The 18,930-nt window shown below is 33.3% G+C and carries 21 protein-coding genes; 11 read left to right on the top strand and 10 right to left on the bottom strand.

The window, feature by feature from the left end:
- Positions 1-4: 4 nt before the first annotated feature.
- From C6H25_RS06030 to C6H25_RS06040, 3 genes are all read left to right on the top strand, one after another.
- Positions 5-1,351 (top strand): class II 3-deoxy-7-phosphoheptulonate synthase, encoded by a 1,347-nt coding sequence (locus C6H25_RS06030; RefSeq protein WP_104748539.1) that lies wholly within the window; start codon positions 5-7, stop codon positions 1,349-1,351.
- Positions 1,352-1,464: 113 nt separating this feature from the next.
- The gene (locus tag C6H25_RS08985) at positions 1,465-1,599 is read left to right on the top strand and encodes a hypothetical protein (RefSeq protein ID WP_104748540.1); all 135 of its coding nucleotides are present in this window, start codon (positions 1,465-1,467) and stop codon (positions 1,597-1,599) included.
- A gap of 407 nt (positions 1,600-2,006) precedes the next feature.
- On the top strand, positions 2,007-2,492 hold the full coding sequence (locus tag C6H25_RS06040; RefSeq protein WP_104748541.1) for a hypothetical protein: 486 nt from the start codon (positions 2,007-2,009) through the stop codon (positions 2,490-2,492).
- A gap of 578 nt (positions 2,493-3,070) precedes the next feature.
- Here the strand turns inward: C6H25_RS06040 and folP are convergent.
- The 7 genes from folP to C6H25_RS06075 form a co-directional block, all read right to left on the bottom strand.
- The gene (folP, locus tag C6H25_RS06045) at positions 3,071-4,213 is read right to left on the bottom strand and encodes a dihydropteroate synthase (RefSeq protein ID WP_104748542.1); all 1,143 of its coding nucleotides are present in this window, start codon (positions 4,211-4,213) and stop codon (positions 3,071-3,073) included.
- Complete coding sequence (locus C6H25_RS06050) at positions 4,210-4,866, bottom strand: DNA polymerase III subunit delta' (RefSeq protein ID WP_104748543.1); 657 nt, start codon at positions 4,864-4,866, stop codon at positions 4,210-4,212. The genes folP and C6H25_RS06050 overlap by 4 nt, the downstream gene beginning before the upstream one ends.
- A complete protein-coding gene (locus C6H25_RS06055; RefSeq protein ID WP_104748544.1) occupies positions 4,863-5,408 on the bottom strand; it encodes a HobA family DNA replication regulator in 546 nt (181 codons plus the stop codon). Before C6H25_RS06055 ends, C6H25_RS06050 begins: the two co-directional genes overlap by 4 nt.
- Positions 5,405-6,622 carry an aspartate kinase gene (locus tag C6H25_RS06060; protein WP_104748545.1) on the bottom strand — a complete coding sequence of 406 codons (1,218 nt, stop codon included), beginning with the start codon at positions 6,620-6,622 and terminating at the stop codon, positions 5,405-5,407. Before C6H25_RS06060 ends, C6H25_RS06055 begins: the two co-directional genes overlap by 4 nt.
- Complete coding sequence (locus C6H25_RS06065; protein WP_104748576.1) at positions 6,616-7,089, bottom strand: RNA pyrophosphohydrolase; 474 nt, start codon at positions 7,087-7,089, stop codon at positions 6,616-6,618. The genes C6H25_RS06060 and C6H25_RS06065 overlap by 7 nt, the downstream gene beginning before the upstream one ends.
- Positions 7,090-7,261: 172 nt before the next feature.
- A complete protein-coding gene (locus tag C6H25_RS06070) occupies positions 7,262-7,564 on the bottom strand; it encodes a c-type cytochrome (RefSeq protein ID WP_104748546.1) in 303 nt (100 codons plus the stop codon).
- A gap of 173 nt (positions 7,565-7,737) precedes the next feature.
- Positions 7,738-8,028: a c-type cytochrome gene (locus C6H25_RS06075; RefSeq protein WP_104748547.1), complete on the bottom strand. Its 291-nt coding sequence runs from the start codon at positions 8,026-8,028 to the stop codon at positions 7,738-7,740.
- 96 nt (positions 8,029-8,124) lie between these two features.
- Between C6H25_RS06075 and hemW the strand changes: the two genes are divergently transcribed.
- Entirely contained in the window at positions 8,125-9,162 is a 1,038-nt protein-coding gene (gene hemW, locus C6H25_RS06080; protein ID WP_104748577.1) for a radical SAM family heme chaperone HemW, read from the top strand.
- Between the two features lie 28 nt (positions 9,163-9,190).
- Here the strand turns inward: hemW and crcB are convergent, their stop codons facing one another.
- From crcB to C6H25_RS06095, 3 genes are read right to left on the bottom strand one after another with little or no spacing between them, the layout of a single operon-like run.
- Complete coding sequence (crcB, locus tag C6H25_RS06085; RefSeq protein ID WP_104748548.1) at positions 9,191-9,583, bottom strand: fluoride efflux transporter CrcB; 393 nt, start codon at positions 9,581-9,583, stop codon at positions 9,191-9,193.
- Between the two features lie 46 nt (positions 9,584-9,629).
- Positions 9,630-10,310 (bottom strand): uroporphyrinogen-III synthase, encoded by a 681-nt coding sequence (locus tag C6H25_RS06090; protein ID WP_104748549.1) that lies wholly within the window; start codon positions 10,308-10,310, stop codon positions 9,630-9,632.
- Between the two features lie 6 nt (positions 10,311-10,316).
- Positions 10,317-10,655: a rhodanese-like domain-containing protein gene (locus tag C6H25_RS06095; protein WP_104748550.1), complete on the bottom strand. Its 339-nt coding sequence runs from the start codon at positions 10,653-10,655 to the stop codon at positions 10,317-10,319.
- 74 nt (positions 10,656-10,729) lie between these two features.
- Here C6H25_RS06095 and C6H25_RS06100 point away from each other — a divergent pair, with 74 nt between their 5' ends.
- From C6H25_RS06100 to C6H25_RS06140, 7 genes are all read left to right on the top strand, one after another.
- Positions 10,730-13,570 carry an FAD-binding and (Fe-S)-binding domain-containing protein gene (locus C6H25_RS06100; protein WP_104748551.1) on the top strand — a complete coding sequence of 947 codons (2,841 nt, stop codon included), beginning with the start codon at positions 10,730-10,732 and terminating at the stop codon, positions 13,568-13,570.
- Between the two features lie 44 nt (positions 13,571-13,614).
- Complete coding sequence (locus C6H25_RS06105) at positions 13,615-14,319, top strand: di-trans,poly-cis-decaprenylcistransferase (RefSeq protein ID WP_104748552.1); 705 nt, start codon at positions 13,615-13,617, stop codon at positions 14,317-14,319.
- Positions 14,313-14,999 (top strand): ABC transporter ATP-binding protein, encoded by a 687-nt coding sequence (locus C6H25_RS06110; RefSeq protein WP_104748553.1) that lies wholly within the window; start codon positions 14,313-14,315, stop codon positions 14,997-14,999. The genes C6H25_RS06105 and C6H25_RS06110 overlap by 7 nt, the downstream gene beginning before the upstream one ends.
- Before the next feature lie 363 nt (positions 15,000-15,362).
- Positions 15,363-15,743, top strand: coding sequence for a hypothetical protein (locus C6H25_RS06120; RefSeq protein ID WP_158653892.1), 381 nt, complete (start codon positions 15,363-15,365; stop codon positions 15,741-15,743).
- Positions 15,744-16,571: 828 nt separating this feature from the next.
- Entirely contained in the window at positions 16,572-18,227 is a 1,656-nt protein-coding gene (locus tag C6H25_RS06130; protein WP_104748556.1) for a DUF262 domain-containing protein, read from the top strand.
- An 83-nt stretch (positions 18,228-18,310) separates the two neighbouring features.
- On the top strand, positions 18,311-18,613 hold the full coding sequence (locus C6H25_RS06135; protein WP_104748578.1) for a hypothetical protein: 303 nt from the start codon (positions 18,311-18,313) through the stop codon (positions 18,611-18,613).
- A 9-nt stretch (positions 18,614-18,622) separates the two neighbouring features.
- Entirely contained in the window at positions 18,623-18,928 is a 306-nt protein-coding gene (locus tag C6H25_RS06140; RefSeq protein WP_104748557.1) for a hypothetical protein, read from the top strand.
- The last annotated feature ends 2 nt before the right edge of the window (positions 18,929-18,930 follow it).

The raw sequence follows: 18,930 nt of genomic DNA on the forward strand, positions 1-18,930 counted from the left end.
AGATATGCCATACACAACAACTTGGTCGCCCAATTCGTGGCGCTCTTTTACTATAGAACAGCACCCCACTTACAAAGATAAGGAAGAATTAGAAAGAGTAGAAAAAGAATTACGCTCTTATCCGCCTTTAGTGTTTGCTGGAGAGGCTAGAAACTTGCAAGAAAGATTAGCCCAAGCGATTGACAATAAGGCGTTTTTATTGCAAGGGGGCGATTGTGCGGAGTCGTTTTCTCAATTTAGTGCTAATAGAATAAGAGATATGTTTAAAGTGATGATGCAAATGGCGATTACTCTTACTTTTGCAGGCTCTATGCCTATTGTTAAAGTGGGGCGCATTGCTGGACAATTTGCTAAGCCACGCTCTAGTGCAACTGAAATGCTAGACAATGAAGAAGTGCTAAGTTATAGGGGTGATATTATCAATGGGATTTTAAAAGATGAAAGAGAGCCAAAGGCTGAACGCATGCTTAAAGCCTATCATCAAAGTGTAGCGACTTTAAATCTTATTAGAGCCTTTGCTCAAGGCGGATTAGCTAATTTAGAGCAAGTGCATCGTTTCAATTTGGATTTTGTCAAAAATAACGACCAAAAATACCAACAAATTGCAGATAAAATCACGCAAGCTTTGGGGTTTATGCAAGCATGTGGGGTAGAGATAGAACGCACGCCTATTCTTAGGGAAGTAGAATTTTACACTAGCCATGAAGCGTTATTATTGCATTATGAAGAGCCTTTGGTGCGTAAGGATAGCTTAACCAACCAATTTTATGATTGCTCCGCACACATGCTTTGGATTGGCGAAAGAACTAGAAACCCCAAGGGGGCTCATGTAGAGTTTTTAAGGGGGGTTTGTAATCCTATTGGCGTAAAAATAGGGCCTAATGCGAGCGCGAGCGAAGTGTTAGAATTGTGTGATATTTTAAATCCGCATAATATTAAGGGGCGTTTGAATTTGATTGTGCGTATGGGTTCTAACATCATCAAAGAGCGTTTGCCTAAGCTTTTAAAAGAAGTGTTAAAAGAAAAACGCCATATTTTATGGAGCATTGACCCTATGCATGGCAATACGATTAAAACAAGCTCAGGGGTTAAAACAAGAGCTTTTGATTGTGTGCTTGATGAGGTGAAAAGCTTTTTTGAAATCCATAGGGCTGAAGGGAGTTTGGCATCAGGGGTGCATTTAGAAATGACAGGGGAAAATGTTACAGAATGTATCGGTGGCTCACAAGCGATTACTGAAGAGAGTTTGAGTTGTCATTATTATACGCAATGCGACCCAAGATTGAATGCCACTCAAGCCTTAGAGTTAGCCTTTTTGATTGCTGATATGCTCAAAAAACAGCGTGTTTAAATTAGGGTAGGCAAGCATAAATTAATGCTGACATTTCTAATTGAAACAAATTTAATTTTTTTTTAACTCTTTTAACTTTATAATATCGCTATAACTCTTTCAAGGAGCTTGTGATGAGAATTTCTTTTTTGGCTGTAGTTTTGGCGTTATTATTTGTAGCATGCCATGAGACTAAACAACAAATTTTACAGAATGAGGCTGATAGCACACCTTCAGAAAAAACCATTTGGCAACCTGAGCAAAAATAGGATTTTGACTATTTGAATTAAATCTTTATAGCAGTTGTTTTATGTGGGGTAGTTTGAATTAAAAAGACTAATTTAAATAGACTCACTCCAAAAAACATTGAGTTAGAATTTTGCTTGACTTTTTGTTGCTTTTCTTGTGAGATTTTTTCAACTTTTTCTCTCTTTTTAGGTTGAATGGATTTAGCTTTGGCATAGTTGCATATTGACTTACTTTTTAATGGTGAGAGCTAATCAAATTTTCTTTTTAAGTTAGGTATTATTCTATTTTAAAATAATATCTCTTTAGTTTTACTCAGCTACTTTTAAAACAATATTATTGTATTCTGTGGGTGTTAAAAAAGCTTAAGGCTTGATTATGGAACATTTCTTGCTTTACTTTCTTTAAAATTAAAAGTAGGAAAATCCACATGGCAGTTTCTTCTATCAATCAGTTTGATTCTAATCTTTATGGGCTTTTAAATCCAAAAAATACGCCTACAAAGGAAAATGATAGCACTTCTCAAGCTACTTCTATTCAAAGCGTTGAGGCAGTAGAGAAAGAAAAACGAGACGCTTTAGTAGAAAATCTTCCCTTTAACCCTGATAAGCGAGAGACTTATGGCTTTTTGGTTTTAGAATTGATGAGCGATAGAGAGTATAACGCTTTTTTAAGAGCTACAGCTGGAATGGATGAGAGTCAAAAACGACTCGCCGCTCAATCGCTCTATAGTTTGACAGATTTTTATAATGGTAAATTTTCTAAAGAAGTAGAAAACGCCCCTAAGCAACCCATAAATGGCTTGCATAAAAAAGCCCTACAATCTTTTAATGCGACCAATAATAACAATAACGCTTTTTTGCAACGCTATCAAAATGCCTATAATAACACTTCTTCTATGGATGTAGTTCTTTAACCATTGAAGCTCTCTAATTTTAAAAATGTGAGAGAGCTCTCTTTATGGCTCTATGCTTTCAGCAAGAGTTCCTTTTTGAAACTAAAATCAAAATTTTTTCTAGGTGTTTATCAATAATAATTGAAATTCTAACAACAAGCATTATATTGAATAATCCTAGTTTGGCAAGAGCCATGCTTTAAAGTCTTAATAAGGGTTACTCATGCTCCTATCATTATAGAAACAGAATTTTTGATACAAATTAAGTTTTACGCTCTTAAAAGAAAACTATCAATAAATTAATATGAGAATAGGGCTAGAATGAGATTTTTCAAGTGCTTGAAAATTTTTATAGATATAGGAATTTGGCTCTATTGACAAACAATATTGATTAAGCAAAATATTTTATATCAAAAGACTTAAAAAATAAAAAAGAATAGGTTTTATAGGGTTTTTATAAAAAATGTAGAAAATGAATGTAAAAAGAATTTGTTTGAATGGCGATTAAAAACATGCTTTTGGTTTATTGCAAGCATTTTTAGTTGCGAATTTTATCATTAATGCTTGGTTTAAATAAAGCTAAGAATTTTTGCTAGATTTTAATGAGTTTCTTTTAAACTATTAAACACTTTGATTAAATCTATATGTTCATCAACATCATGCGCTCTTAAAATACTCGCTCCATTTTGTAACGCCATTAAATGCAAAGCTAAAGTGCCAGAAAGTCGCTTTTCAACTTCACGCCCTGTAATAAGACCGATAGTGTTTTTACGGCTTGCCCCAACTAATAAGGGCTTTTTAAATTTTAGAAAGTGGTTTAAGTGCTTGATTAAGGCTAGATTATGCTCTTTTAGTTTAGCAAATCCAAACCCTATATCTAAAATAATATCCTTAAGGGCATATTTTTCTAAAATCTCTAGCTTATTTTTAAAGAAAGTATCCATTTCATCAAATAAGTTGTGATAAAAGACATTTTCTTGCATGTCTTTGGGAGTTTTTTTGGCATGCATTAAAACACAAGTGGGCTTGTAGTCTTTTGCGACTTCTAGCATTTCAACGCTACTAAAACCGCTCACATCATTAAGGACAGAAAAATAATGCTCTAAAGCCATTTTGGCTGTGCTTGCATGATAGGTGTCTATACTAAATTTAGCATGTTCATTGAGTTTTTGAGATTTAATCTCATATAAAACTTCTTTTAAACGCTTCTGTTCTATCTTTGGGTCAATGATTTCACTTCCGGGTTTTGAGCTTGCTGCACCTATATCAATGAGAGCGATGCCTTTTTCAAGGAGTTGATAGATTTCTTCAATGGCCTTTTTATTATCAAAACGGCTCTTTTCATAGAAACTATCAGGTGTGAGATTTAAAATTGCCATAATTTGTGGGGCGTTAGGCTTAGGGGCTTTGAGATGATTTTTTAATTCTTGTGCTAAGGTTTTAAGCCCAAAGGGCTGGGAATAACACTTTGTAATCAAGCGTTCTAGTTGTTTGGCATTAACAATGAGAATACCATCATAAAAAGGCTTTTTAGCTAGAATGCAATCTTTTGGCGTGGCAAAATCACCCCCCACGCTTATTGCCTCTTGTTTTAAAATGAGCGTAGCGCTTAGGGGCAAATCTTTGATTTCAAAGACTAAACTAACGCCTTTTTTAAGCATATGAGCTTGAGCGATTTTTTCTGAGCCTATGTTGTGAAGGGCGGTTTTTAAGGCGTTAGGATTAAGGCATTTTAAAGTCATTGCTGTTTTTTCTTGTGTAGAAGGCTTAAGAGTAGGGGCAAGAGATTATAGCTAAGTTTGTAATAAGAGCTATTAGCCTTGATAGATAAATCAAAGGCTTGTAATTCTTGCTCGTTTAGTTTGATATTATACCTATTAACACTTTCTAATAGGCTTTCAATCTTTTCTCTCTGATTTTCTCTTGAATCAAAATTTTCTTTGTCTAATTCTTTTAAAAACGCATAAATATCTTTTAAATCCAGCCTAGATAAATCTAAATTTAAGGGCTTTAGGGGGATTTTTTGGCGTCTGTCTTCTTTGATTAAACGAGATTTAATAGTGGCTAAAACATGGTTTGGGCTTTTAGCAAACATGATGAAACAAACATTGTTTGGGGGTTCTTCTAAGATTTTTAAAAGAGCGTTTTGAGCCTCTATGCCATAACTTGGCGCTGCAATTAAAAAGGCGTTTAATTCGCTGTGCTTGAGATTAGCCTTTGAAATAACTTCTTTGGCATGCTCTATTTTAAAGTCCTTGTTAAAGGTTTTAATGACTTTTTTGTCTTTTTCAATGATTTCAGTATAGAATTTAGTGTGGCATTTAAAAAGGCTTGCCTCTTGTTCTAAACTTTCTTCAATGTCATTGGTATAAATCAAGCGGTTTAAGTTTTTCACTCTAAAACAACCTTATTATGCAACACGCAAAAAAGAGCGTTATCAAAGAGTTTGAAAAGTTGCAATAATTTATAGTCTAATAGGGGGTCATGCTCATTTAAAAGCAAACAATCTTCTTTAAGTTCATCAAACAGCCATAAAAGGCTTGGGCTTTTTCCTAAGAGTAGTTTTTCCATTTCTTTGTTTTCAATTTTGCCAATATGCCAAAACATAGGGTTTTGATAAGTAAGCTCTATAGTGGCTAAAGACATGTTGGCATCTTCTTTGGGGTAAAAAGAAGAAGAATTAAAATCAATGATAGGCAATAAAGGGCGGTTAGCAAGACCTTGAGGGTTAAGGCTAGAAAGAATGTATTTTCCAAACCAACGCCTAGAATAATCAGTGCTAACTAGCAATGAGCCACCATTAAGTAAATGCGAAATGGTTTGAGCGATTGAATTAGGGTCAAATGAACGCTCTAATTCTAGCCACCCACTTTCTTGGGCAATCATTTCGCCTTGGTCTCTCATAAAAGTGCTGAGCCAATTATAAAAATTTGTCATTTATCTAGCTCATACACAGAATGCAAGGTTCTAACGGCTAGTTCAGCGTATTTAATATTGATGAGCATAGAAATTTTAATCTCGCTTGTGGCAATCATCATAATGTTAATGTTTTCTTGTGCTAGGGCTTTAAAAGCAATGCTTGCTACCCCAGAATGTGATTTCATGCCCACACCTACTACTGAAACCTTAGCGATATTCTCATCATAATCAATAGAGGTGGTTTGGGTTAAAAAAGGTTCTAAGGCCTCTTTGGTTTCTTCTATTTGAGTTTGAGGAATGGTAAAATCAAGCTCAGTTTTACCATCTCTACCTATGGTTTGAACTATCATATCCACATTAATGCGGTATTTTGCTAGAGTGCTAAAAATTTCAGCTGCAATTCCCGGTCTATCTTCTACGCCCTCCATGCTCACACGAGCTTGATTTTTATCTAATGCAATCCCACTCACTACAGGTGCTTCCATATCTTTTCCTTTAAAATCTTTTTCAGCTACAATGAGCGTGCCTTCGCTATGATTAAACGAACTGCGAGTAACGAGCTTGACATTGAGTTTTTTAGCTAATTCCACAGAGCGGTTTAACAGAACTTTAGCCCCCATAGAAGCAAGCTCAAGCATTTCATCATAACTGATTTGAGCGATTTTTTGAGCCTTTTTTTCAATTCTAGGGTCAGTGGTATACACACCATCTACATCAGTATAGATTTCACACAAATCTGCCTTTAAAGCCCCAGCTAGTGCGACCGCACTTAAATCGCTCCCTCCACGCCCCAAAGTAGTGGTTTCGCCCTCTAAATTTGCCCCTTGAAAGCCGGCTATAACAACTATATACCCCTCTTTTAAAAGCTTGTTTATGCGTGCGGTGTCAATGGATTGGATTTGAGCGTTTTGAAAATGCGAGCTTGTTAGAATGCCTGCTTCTTTTCCGCTCAATGAAATAGCCTTATGCCCATATCTTTCTAAAGCCATGCACAAAGAGGCGCTTGAAATCAGCTCGCCGGTGCTTACGATTCTATCCATTTCTCGCTTGTTAGGGTTATGGCTAAAATTTTTACAAAATTCTAAAAGTTTGTCCGTTTCGCCACTCATAGCTGAGACTACCACTACAATTTGATGGTTTAATTCAACGCTTTCTAAAACCCTTTGGGCGACATTATGGATTCTTTCTACACTACCCATGCTTGTGCCGCCGTATTTTTGAACGATTAACACCCTAAATACCCTTTTGTTTTAAAATAAGAAATCACTTGACGATACACTTGACGCTTAAAGGGTGCCACTTTTTTTAATACATCTTTAAACTGAATGAATTGATAAGCTCTAAATTCTGGCGTGTGCGTGTTTAAATCAATGCTTTCTAAATGTTTTAAGCGCACTAAAAAATAGCGTTGTTTTTGCCCATCAAAAGGATAGAGTTTGCGCTCCATATGGCTTGGAAAATCATAAGCAATCCATCTAGGGTATTGCGCTAAAATCTCTACTTCATTGGTGCCAATCTCTTCTAGTAGCTCTCTATGTAACGCATCTAGGGGAGTTTCGCCATTATCAATGCCCCCTTGAGGAAACTGCCAAGCGCCTTGAATATCTATGCGTTCTGCGACAAACACTTCGCACTCATAAGGGTAGTTTGGCGATACAATAATAGCAGCAACATTAGGTCGGTAAGTCTTGCTTTTTATCATGCTTTATTCTCCCTTTTTTAGAGTGTGTTTGTTTTTACGAAAGGGTATTATAGTGCATGCTGGCTTTAAGTAGAGTTAAGAGCAAGATAAAGTTAAAATAAGAAAATAGAATTTAAAATTTTAAAAGGATTGAGAGATGGCATAGCCTATCAACCCTTTTTTGTAAGTTTTATTTGTATGGTTTAAGCGTAGGAATATATTCAGATAACGCTTTAATCTCTTCAACACTCAGTTTATCCACTTGCATTTTCATAAACGCATCTTTTTTCTTACCGGTCTTAAAATTCATTAAATTTGTTTCTAGCTCTTTGGCACTCAAAGTGTTTACAACCAACTTTTTTGCTCCAACAGGCTTTTCAAATTTCTTGCCATGGTAAGTGGTGCAACCCTTGTCTTTAGCGATTTCTTTAGCGCTTTTGGCTATCATTTCTGTTACTACAAACATGCTTAAAATTAAAATGATTTTTTTCATCTCTATCCTTGAATTAAGTTTAGTTATGCCTAAAATGATATAACCTTAGACTTAATTTTGGCTTATAAGAAAAGACAAAAAGAAAAGTTTTAACGATTTGAAAGGGTGGTTTCTTAAAAAGAAAGGTTAGTAAGATACAAAAAGCAACACCTAAGAAGGCATTGCTAATAACCTTACTTAAGAGTAGGAATGTATTTAGCTAGAGCTTTAATGTCTTGCTCGCTTAATTTCTTAGCTTGCATTTCCATTACAGGGCTTTTTTTCTTGCCGGTTTTAAAAGCCATAAGTTCTTCTTCAATTTCTTTTTCACTCATTGAATTAACAACTTTGCTTTTACCCATAGCTTTCTTTTCAAATTTAGCGCCATGGCAACCGATACAACCCTTAACTAAATCTTTAGCTTCTGCTGCCATCAATGAATTTGCAAGTGCTAAAGCACCAAAAACTAGAACAACCTTTTTCATAGTCTGTCTCCTTAAAATTATCAAAATGATTTTAAAATGATACAATTTCATTTTTTAAGCTTTGCTTAAAATGAAGTAAAAATGAGAGAATATTATATGATTTTATATATCCATATTCCTTTTTGTGATAATAAATGCGGATATTGTGCTTTCAACTCGTATGAAAATAAACACGAATTAAAAGAAGAATATGTAAAAGCGTTATGCCTAGATTTAAAGCATGCCTTAGGGTCAACAAACGAAAAAATTGAGAGTATTTTTATTGGTGGTGGCACGCCTAATACCTTGAATGTCAAATCTTTTGAGAGTATTTTTGAATGCGTTTATCACAATGCGAGCCTAATAACTGATTGTGAGATAACCACTGAAGCTAATCCTGAGTTGATTTCTAAAACTTGGTGTGAGGGTTTAAGAGATTTGGGAATCAATCGTATAAGCTTAGGGGTGCAAAGTTTTAGAGAAGATAAATTATTGTTTTTGGAACGCAAACACTCCAAAAATATTGCTCCTATCATAGAGATTATCGCAAAAAGTAAGATTGAAAATATTAGCATTGATTTGATTTATAATACCCCCTTAGACAACGAATTATCCTTAAAAGAAGAATTAAAACTTGCCAAAGAACTCCCTATTAATCATTTGAGTGCCTATGCTTTAAGCATTGAAAAAAACACGAATTTAGAAAAAAACGCTAAAAAATCATCTCATATTAATTATGATAAGGTGGTTAAAGCCACTTTAGAAAGTTTTTCTTTCAAGCAATATGAAGTGTCTAATTATGCTAGAGATTATCAAGTTAAGCATAATTTAGCTTACTGGGGGGCTAAAGATTATTTAGGGTGTGGGGCTGGAGCTGTAGGCTGTGTGAATAATGAGCGATTTTATGCTAAAAAAATCATAGAAAACTATATTAAAGACCCCCTAAAACGCCAAGTTGAGTTACTTAATACAGAAGATAAGCGATTAGAAAAGCTGTTTTTAGGCTTAAGGTGTGAGCTAGGAGTTGAATTGAGTTTATTAGATGAAAATAAAGCAAGGCTTTTAGTTAAAGAAAATAAGGCTTTTATTAAAAATAATCAATTAGTAGCGAGCGATTTTTTTATGGCTGATGAAATGGCTTTGTGGTTGCTTTAAAAGGCGTTTAAGCCTTTTTAAAAATTTCTTAATTGATACCTACAAAGTTTTTAGCCAAAAACCAGCCGATTGCCACACAAATTAGCCCTAAAATATTTGTGCCTAAGGCATAAGAAATGGCTTCAATATATTGAGATTTTTGCAAAAGCTTTAAAGTATCAAGCCCATAGGAAGAAAAGGTTGTAAAGCCCCCTAAAACTCCGGTTACAAAGAAAATCCCAAACTCATCACCAAAAACTTTTTTGGCCGCTAAATGTCCCATAAAGCCTATGACAAAGCACCCCACTAAATTCACCGTGAAAGTCCCCAAAGGAAAACTTTCAAACATTAAGAATTTGCTAGGCATCATTTTTCCTACAAAATACCTTAATGAACTCCCTATAGCCCCCCCTAAAGCAGCAAATAAAAAGACCAAATTCATGTGTAATCCTTTTAATAATAAATAAGAGTAGTGTAATAAGATTTTCTTAATATTCCTTAACTTTCAAGCTTAAAGCTAAGTCTAAACACGCTTCTAGTGAAGGTTTTTTGGCAGTGTAGCTTTCAATACCTTGTTCTAATAAAAACTCTCTAGTTGTGTTGCCGATACTTATGGCGGTGTAGCTTTCTAAAAATTCAAAATAATGCAAAAAGGCTTTTACATGGCTCATAGCTGTAAAAATGAGAATGCTATTGTCTTTAGGTTTTAGGGCGTTTTTTTCATTCAAGCTTAATGTTTTAAGTTTGTTTTCATAAACAATAGCTTGGGTAAGACTAATACCATGCTCTAAAAGTATGGTGTCTAAATGAGAGACAATTTCTTTAGCCCTTAGATACAAAACTTTTTTATCTTTTAATAAAGGCATAATTTCTTTAGCAAACTCTTTTCCATGAGCTTTTTGCCCCACAAACACCACTTTAAAACCATGAGCTTGTAAAATTTTAGCACTAGGCTCGCTCAAAGCATAACTAGGAATATTTTGTAAAATTTTGAGTCTAGGGCTATTTTTTAAAGTTTCTAGCAAAGAAAACACCGCATTTTTGGAAGTAAAAATTAGGGCGTTAAAAAAGTTTAGGTCTAATTCTAAAGGATAATAACAAAATTCATTGAGAATAAGAGTTTTATAGGGCGTAATCTCTTTAGAATGCACCCATACAATCTCTCTCATTATTATTTAACAGGGTTTGCCACTTAAAGAAGTGTCATTATAAACCATTTTAAAGCCATATTTTTCAAAGTCATAGACATTGCCTTCTAAATAATAGGGCTTATAGCCTAAGTCATGCATGCCTTTAGCCGCATTTAAAGCTCTCAAACCTGCCTTACAATGGAGTAATACCTTTTTGTCTTTGTGTTGCTCTAAAAAATGGGCGAGTTTTTCTTTGTCATTAACACTAATAAGTGTGGCATTAGGCAAATGCAACTCTGTATATTCGTCTAATTCACGCACATCTACCACTACAAAATCATCAAAATTGACTTCTTCTAAACTGATGGCATAATCTTCAAGCATGTATACACCTTGTATTTGTTGTTAAAAGGTTATGATACAATGATTTAATAAATAAATTTAGGGAGTGAAATTAAATGGAAGTGAATTACCATGCGTTTTTTGATGAGGCTAGAGAGTTTTTAAACGATAGGATTTTTAATGATTATTTACGCCGTTTTGCTTATGGTATTGATGCGTCATGTTATCGTTATATTCCTAAAATAGTAGCTTGGGTGAAAAATGAAGAAGAAGTTCAAAAACTCTGTGTTTTAGCTCATAAACACAGCGTAACCTTGACTTTTAGAGCTGCAGGAAGTTCTCTATCAGGACAAGCAAGTTGTGATGGGGTGCTAGTAATGGTTACACATTTTTTTAAAGATGCTAAAATCTTAGATAATGCTAAGAGTATTCGGCTTTCATGTGGGGTTATAGGGAGTAATGCAAATGCCTTATTAAAGCCCTATAGTAAAAAAATAGGCCCTGACCCTGCTACCATAAACACCGCTATGATAGGGGGGATTTTAGCTAATAATGCCAGTGGAATGTGTTGTGGTGTGGAGCAAAATAGCTATAAAACCTTAAAATCTCTAAGAGTGATTTTGAGCGATGGCACTCTTTTAGACACTTCAAATAAAGAGAGTGTTGAGAGTTTTAAAAACACGCACAAAGATTTGATTGAGGGCGTTTTAAATTTAAGAAAAGAAATCTTACAAGATGACAATTTACACGCTTTAATTAAGAAAAAATATGAAATCAAAAACACCACAGGCTATAGTTTAAACGCTCTCATTGACTTTGAAGACCCCATAGAGATTATTAGTCATTTATTCATAGGTTCTGAGGGGACTTTAGGCTTTATAACAAGTGCAGAGTTAGAATGCGTTAAAGATTATGCTTATAAAACTTGTGCGTTATTGTTTTATGAAAATTTAGAAGAATGCGCCAAAGCCGCTCAAATTCTAGCCACATTAAAAGCCAAGCACCCTAGCATGATTTCTTCAGCAGAACTTATGGATTATGCGTCTTTAAAGAGCGTGAAAGATTTAGAGGGAATGCCTAGTGTGATTAAAGAAATTAAAGAATCTAATGCATGCTTACTCATTCAAAGTGAGAGCGATGAAAAATCTATTTTAGAAAACAACATGCAAACGATTTTGAGAGCATTGAGTGTTATACCTGTGGCATTAGATTCTCAAATTAGTAGTGAGCCTAGTGTCTATAATTCATGGTGGAAGATTAGAAAGGGTATTTTTCCTATCGCAGCTTCAAAAAGAAAAAGCCAAAGCTCTGTGATTATTGAAGATGTGTGTTTTGATAAAGAGAATTTTGTTCAAGGTGCTAGTGCTATTGAAGAGCTTTTAAAAACGCATGGTTTTAAGGATAGCAGCATTATTTTTGGGCATGCCTTAAGCGGGAATTTACATTTTGTCGTTACGCCGATTTTAGAAAATGAAACAGAAAGAAAGGCGTTTGAAAATTTAGTCTCTGATATGGCTCTTATGGTGAGTAAAGTTCAAGGCTCTATTAAAGCAGAGCATGGCACAGGCAGAATGGTAGCTCCCTTTGTAGAAATGGAATGGGGAGAAAAAGCCTATAAAATCCATAGAAAAATCAAAGAATTGTTTGATAGTAACGAGATTTTAAACCCTGATGTGATTATCACTGATGATAAAGAAATCCATACTAAAAATTTAAAAAGCATTTATCCTATTGAAGAGCATTTGGATATGTGCATGGAATGTGGGTTTTGTGAAAGGATTTGCCCTAGCAAGGATTTATCTTTAACCCCACGACAACGCATTGTGGTTCATAGAGAGATTGAACGCTTAAAAGAAAGGGTAAAACTTGGGCATAATGAAGATAAAACTTTATTAGATGAGCTTTTAAAAGGGGCTGAATATTTAGCGTATGAGACTTGTGCGGTGTGTCATATGTGCTCTACTCTATGCCCTTTAAAAATTGATACCGGAAGCATTGCTTTAAATTATTATCAAACAAACCCTAAGGGCGAAAAGGTTGCTACAAGTATTTTAAATAATATGCAAACAATGACTAAGGGTGCTAAATTTTCTTTAAAAAGTGCCAGTGTGGCTCAAAATATCCTAGGCTCTAAAAACTTGGTGAGTTTGACTAAAGGGATTAAAAAATTCATCAAGCCCTTTCCTAAAGCCTTTAATTACATGCCTAAAAACAATACCTATGCTTTAGAAAGTAAAATGCATGGGAGTGAAGAAAAAGTCATTTACTTTAGCACTTGTATCAACCGCTCGTTTGCTCCATCAAAATTTATGGCTGATACTAGAAGCATTCAAGAAGTGTTTGAATCCTTATGTAAAAAGGCAAAAGTCTCTGTTTTTTATCCTAACGAATTAAGTTCGCTTTGTTGTGGGAAAGCTTTTATCAATTACACTAACTTAACCAAGCAAAATAACGAAAAAAACCATGCAATTTTCTTAAAATTGAGCGATAATGGAAAAATACCTATTGTTTTAGACCATAGTGCATGCTCAACGCATTTTATCAAGCAAATGAAAGAATACAAGGATTTAAAAATCTATGATTTGAGCGTGTATATAAAAGAAGTTTTAAGTTCTAAATTAGAATTTAAGGCTATTGATGAAGACATCGCATTATATACTATGTGTGCCTTAAAACTAGAAAATAAAGAAGAGTTATTGTTAAATTTAGCTAAAAAATGCACAACAGGGGAGATTATTATCCATGCAGATACAGGCTGTTGTGGGTTTGCTGGGAATAAGGGCTTTTTTACCCCTGAATTAAATGAGAGTGCTTTAAAAGGTTTTGAAAAATTTTATAAAGATTATAAGATTAAAAGGGGTTTTTCAACTTCTAGCACCTGTGAAATCGGCTTGAGTGAAAAAACACAATTTTCTTGGCAACATATCGCTTACTTAGTAGATGCTTGCACGCTTTGAAAATAATGTATAATTAAGGACTTTTCTTTAAAGGCTAAATAGAATTGAATAACACTCTCAAACATCTTGCCATTATTATGGATGGTAATGGTAGATGGGCTAGATTACAGAATAAGGCTAGGGCTTATGGGCATAAAAAAGGCGTAAAAACCCTTAAAGACATTACAATATATTGTGCAAATAAAAAGCTAGAATGCTTGACCTTATACGCCTTTTCTACTGAAAACTGGAAACGCCCCAAAAGTGAAGTAGATTTTTTAATGAAAATGCTTAAAAAGTATCTCAAAGATGAGCGGCCTACTTATTTGAATAACTCCATACGCTTTAAAGCGATAGGGGATTTAGAAGGCTTTTCTAAGGAATTAAAAGATACGATTTTACAGCTTGAAGAAGATACCAAGCATTTCAAGGATTTTACGCAAGTTCTAGCTCTCAATTATGGCTCTAAAAATGAACTCACTAGAGCGTTTAAAAGCTTATTAGAAACCCCCCCAAAAAACTTCAAAAATTTAGAAAGCTTAGAACAAGAAATTTCTAGGCGTTTAGATACGCATGATTTACCTGAAGTGGATTTATTACTACGCACAGGGGGGGAAATGCGTTTGTCTAATTTCTTATTGTGGCAATCTAGCTATGCGGAATTGTTTTTCACGCCGATTTTATGGCCTGATTTCACCTCTAAAGATTTAGAAAATATTATCAGCGATTTTTATAAAAGAGTGCGTAAGTTTGGGGAATTGAAATGCTAGTAGAAATAGAGAATTTAAGCAAATCCTATGGGAGTTTAAAAGCCTTAGACAATATCAGTCTCAAACTTCCTAAAAGGCAATTTATAGGGCTTTTAGGCCCTAATGGGGCAGGCAAGACCACTTTGTTAAAAATTTTAGCCGCATTGAACTTGAATTATCAAGGAAAAGTGAAAATTTTAGGCAAGAGTATCGGCATAGAGACTAAAAAAAGCGTGGCGTTTTTAAGCGATGGCGATTTTTTAGACCCTAAATTAACGCCTTTAAAAGCCATCGCTTTTTACAAGGACTTTTTTAACGATTTTGATGATTTAAAAGCCCTAGATTTACTCAAACGCTTTAATGTGCCTTTGAAAAGGGAATTTAAAGCCCTTTCAAAAGGCATGAGAGAAAAATTACAACTTATTTTAACTTTATCACGAAACGCTTCTTTATATCTCTTTGATGAACCGGTTGCTGGCATTGACCCCATTGCTAGAGAAGAGATTTTTGAATTAATCGCTAATGAATTTAGCAAAAATGCGAGCTTGTTAGTCTCTACGCATTTAGTGGTTGATGTGGAAAAGTATTTGGATAGTGCGATTTTTTTAAAAGAAGGGAAAATTATGGCATTTGGAAATATTGAAGAATTAAAAGGCGATTATTATAGCTTAGAAATGGCGTATAAAATGGCGTTGAGATAGGGGCATACAAGCCCTCTTACTCTAAAAAGCTCTCAAAGTATTTTTAGAGCGGTATTTTATAAAACATAAGAAACAAAGTTATTATTAAGATACTTTTAATTAAAAAATCTAGCCCCCATTTTTCTAGTCTTTAGTAAGTAATTATGTTTTTTGTGTTAGAATGTATTAAAAGAATCAAAAAAAAGAAAGGTATGGTAATGGAATTAAAAAATGCAAAAACTTTTATTGACTCATGCTTTAATCTCTCTTTTGTTAGTTCTACTTTATTAAAAGCCTCTCACTATCCTTCAACAGAGGGATTTAAGAAAGATTATAAAAATCTTTCTAACGACTTTAGAAAAATAGCTTTAGATTTTAATCATAATGTCAAGAAAAACAGAGATTCAAGCAAAATCAGATAGTCTTAAGCTGTCCCACACTCAAATAGATGCTCCACTTTTAGATATTCATGGCATAAAAGTGTTACATGAGTTGGGGCGTGAAAACGATATAAAATTTATTATAGAAGAAACACAAAATGAAGCTCAACACCGCAGAAGAATAGAAAATAAGACAGCAAATTTTGTTTTCATAGAAAAGCTCATTGCTTTCTTGATAGTTGTTTTTATTGTTATGGTAGGGGTTGGTGCTAGTATCTATTGTGCTATTAAAGGTTTTAAAGAACTTTCGCTCACTATTGCTGGAATCTGTTTAGGCTCTTTGGCAATAGCTGTCTTAAGAAGGGATAATCCTACTAAGAAATAAAATATCACTATGTTTTTTAGAAATCTAGCCACTTCTAAAAAGAAACGGTTCTTCATATGACTAAAGAACAAATTGTTTTTAAAAAGTGTTCTAATTTGTTTGTTGTCGAATTTACGACAGCATCAATGATATTTTTTAGTGAAATTTCTTTTTAACATTTCTACTTCTTTGTATTTTGATTATTTAGTTTTTCTAAATTAGAACAGAACTTTTTCACTGATGATTATAGTTATTTTCATAGAGAAAAAATATTTTTCATTTTTATTAATATATAATGGTTTTGGGTTAAAATTTTAACTATTATTAATGAATAATATTATTATAATATGTATTTTTTCATAACATCGAACAATTATAATAATTTTATAAAAAATACAAAAAAATATAATTCAAAATTATTTTAAAAAAATGATATTATTTAAAATAATTTAAACAAAAATTTGGATAGTGCAATTTTTTTAAAAGAAGGGAAAATGATGGCATTTGGAAATATTGAAGAATTAAAAGGCGATTATCATAGCTTAGAAATGGCGTATAAAATGGCGTTGAGATAGGGGGCTAAACTTTTAACAATAAACAGCATGTCGTGTATTTTTGTAATTTTACACATCTTTTAAAAATCTTAAATTTTGGTTTTAAATTAAGTTGCAAATTAACTTGTAAGTATTATAATTTCAAAGGTCAAATCTCAAAAAGGTAATGAAATGAAAAAAATGATAATTAGTATCAAAAATTCCGTTTCTCTCTCTCTCTCTCTCTCTTAGTAGAAGTTTCTGTAAATTATATTCGCATTTTTTCAGCCATTTTGGCTTAGTTAAGGACTAGACTATGAATGGCATTAATGCAGAATTGCTTGAATTTTATAATTTATTTAACAAGCAAGATAGTTTGTATCAAGTCCCTAAATACCAACGCCCTTATGTTTGGAAAGAAGAGCAACTCAATGTTTTAATAGAAGATTTGAGTAATGCTTATGAAAATGATAGGAGTGAATCTTATTTTTGTGGCTCTATAGTATTACATAAAAAAGAGGGGCGATTAGACATTATAGATGGTCAACAACGCCTTACAACTCTCATTATTTTAGCTTGCGTGCTTAACAAAATGCATGAGATTAAAGAGCTAGAGTTAGACCAAATAGCGTTAAAATACCTTAAAGATAGTATTTATAATCAATATAGTCCTAAAGAACCAATTCTTACTCTTTCTACGCATTTAAAAAAGGCTTCTGAGTTTGAAATTGAACTTCTTCAAAGTTTAGATTTTAAGGAAAAAGCTAAAAAAGACAACCGCTATTTAGAAAACGCCCATCATTTCAAAACCATTATTGATGAACTTAAAACTAGATTAGACATAAATGAATTTATAAAATTTATTTACGGCAGAGTAGTTTTTAGTGTAATTGTTTGTAGTAGCTTAGATAGTGCTATTAGGATTTTTAACACCTTAAATAGTAGGGGCTTGTCTTTGAGTTATGCAGATATTTTAAAATCAGAGCTTATGGGTAAATCTACTAGCATAGAAGAGCAAGAAAAATTTGATAATCTTTGGGAGGATATTAGGCAAGATTTAAATAATAATTCTAAAGATTTTGAATATTTTTTAACGCTTTATCTTTATTATGTTTTAGAAAAAAATCCTACAAGGACTTTAGATAAAGAGTTGTTAGAAATTTTTAAAAGAGACAATCGTTTTGATAAAGGGATTTTAAATATTGCAAATGAAATAAAGGATTTTTCTAAAAGCTATAAAAATCTTATAGTAAATCAAAAAACAAATTCTAATGCTGCTCTTTTGAGCTATCTTAAACACTCTGTTTACTATCAAAGTATTTTGTGTAGTGCGTATTTTACAAATTATGATGATACTAATGGGTTAGAAAAGTTACTCGTGCAATATTATTATCAAAATTGGCTTAAGGGAGGTAGTTTAAATACAATTAAGCAAACTAGCTTTAATATTATCAAAGACATTAAAAATAAAAGTTCTTTAAGTGATATTAAAAATAAAATAAAAGAAAATTTAAATATCACAAGCTCACAGCAACTGCATTTTTTAGAGGTTCTAAAATTAGAGAATAATTTCTACAAAAAACCTTATGCCAAGGCTCTTTTGCTATTGATAGAGTATGAAAGTTTGGATAATCCTAAGATATATTCTCTTAATGAGTGTCATATAGAGCATGTTCTGCCACAAAACCCCAAAGAAAATAGTCAATGGTGCAGTGATATTAATGAGCTTGATAGAGAAAATTATACTAATTCATTAGGTAATTGCACTCTATTAGCAGGCCGTAAAAATGTGCAAGCCTCAAATAAAGAGTTTCCAGAAAAATGTCAAACTTATACCAAAAAAGACAATAAAAATACAAGTTTCTTGATTACACAACTAATAGCGACAAATTATTCTAAATGGGATATTCAAAGCATTTTAAGTCGTAAAGAGGAGCTGTTAAAGATTATAGAAAAAGCACTTGTAATTTAAAGATAGGGTGGTTGGGGGATTTTAATTTGATGAACCCTATTTTTAAAAGTAGGGTTCACAAAATTGAAATAAAAGGATTGGCAATGGCAGATTTAAAAGTTAGAAGCAACATGAAAGTCAAAACTCTGAGGGCAGAGTTTAAGAAAGCGTTTGGTGCGACTTTAAGAGTGTATAAGGGCAGTCAGTTTGCAGATGATGAGGCAACTCTTGCGAGCATTAGAAAAGGTGATGTTAAAGGTGGAGATTTCTCTGTTGGCGGAAATACTAAGGTTGGAAATTTTGAAGATAAGATGCTAGAGCATTTTGGCATTAAAACCCAAGTGGCCAATAAAGATGATAGCAAACTTGCAGACAATAGTATAACTCTAACTCAAGCAGGCAAATAAGGAAATCTAATGGCAAACATTAAAATCACAGGAAACATGAAAGTCAAAACTCTAAGAACCGAATTTAAAAAGGCGTTTGGCTCTACTTTAAGAGTATATAACGGCTCTAAATTTGCAGATGATAATGCAACTCTATCTAGTCTTATTAAAGGCAATGATAAAAAGAGTGGCACTTTTGCTGTAGATGGTCATATGAAAGTAGGCAATTTTGAAAATGCTATGATGAATACTTGTGGAGTGAAAGTTCAAGTAGCAAGTAAAGATGATAGCAAGCTTGTAGATAATGATTTAACTTTAACTCAAAGTGGGAAATAAGA

The organism is Helicobacter cetorum (assembly GCF_900198405.1).
Taxonomy (GTDB): domain Bacteria; phylum Campylobacterota; class Campylobacteria; order Campylobacterales; family Helicobacteraceae; genus Helicobacter; species Helicobacter cetorum_C.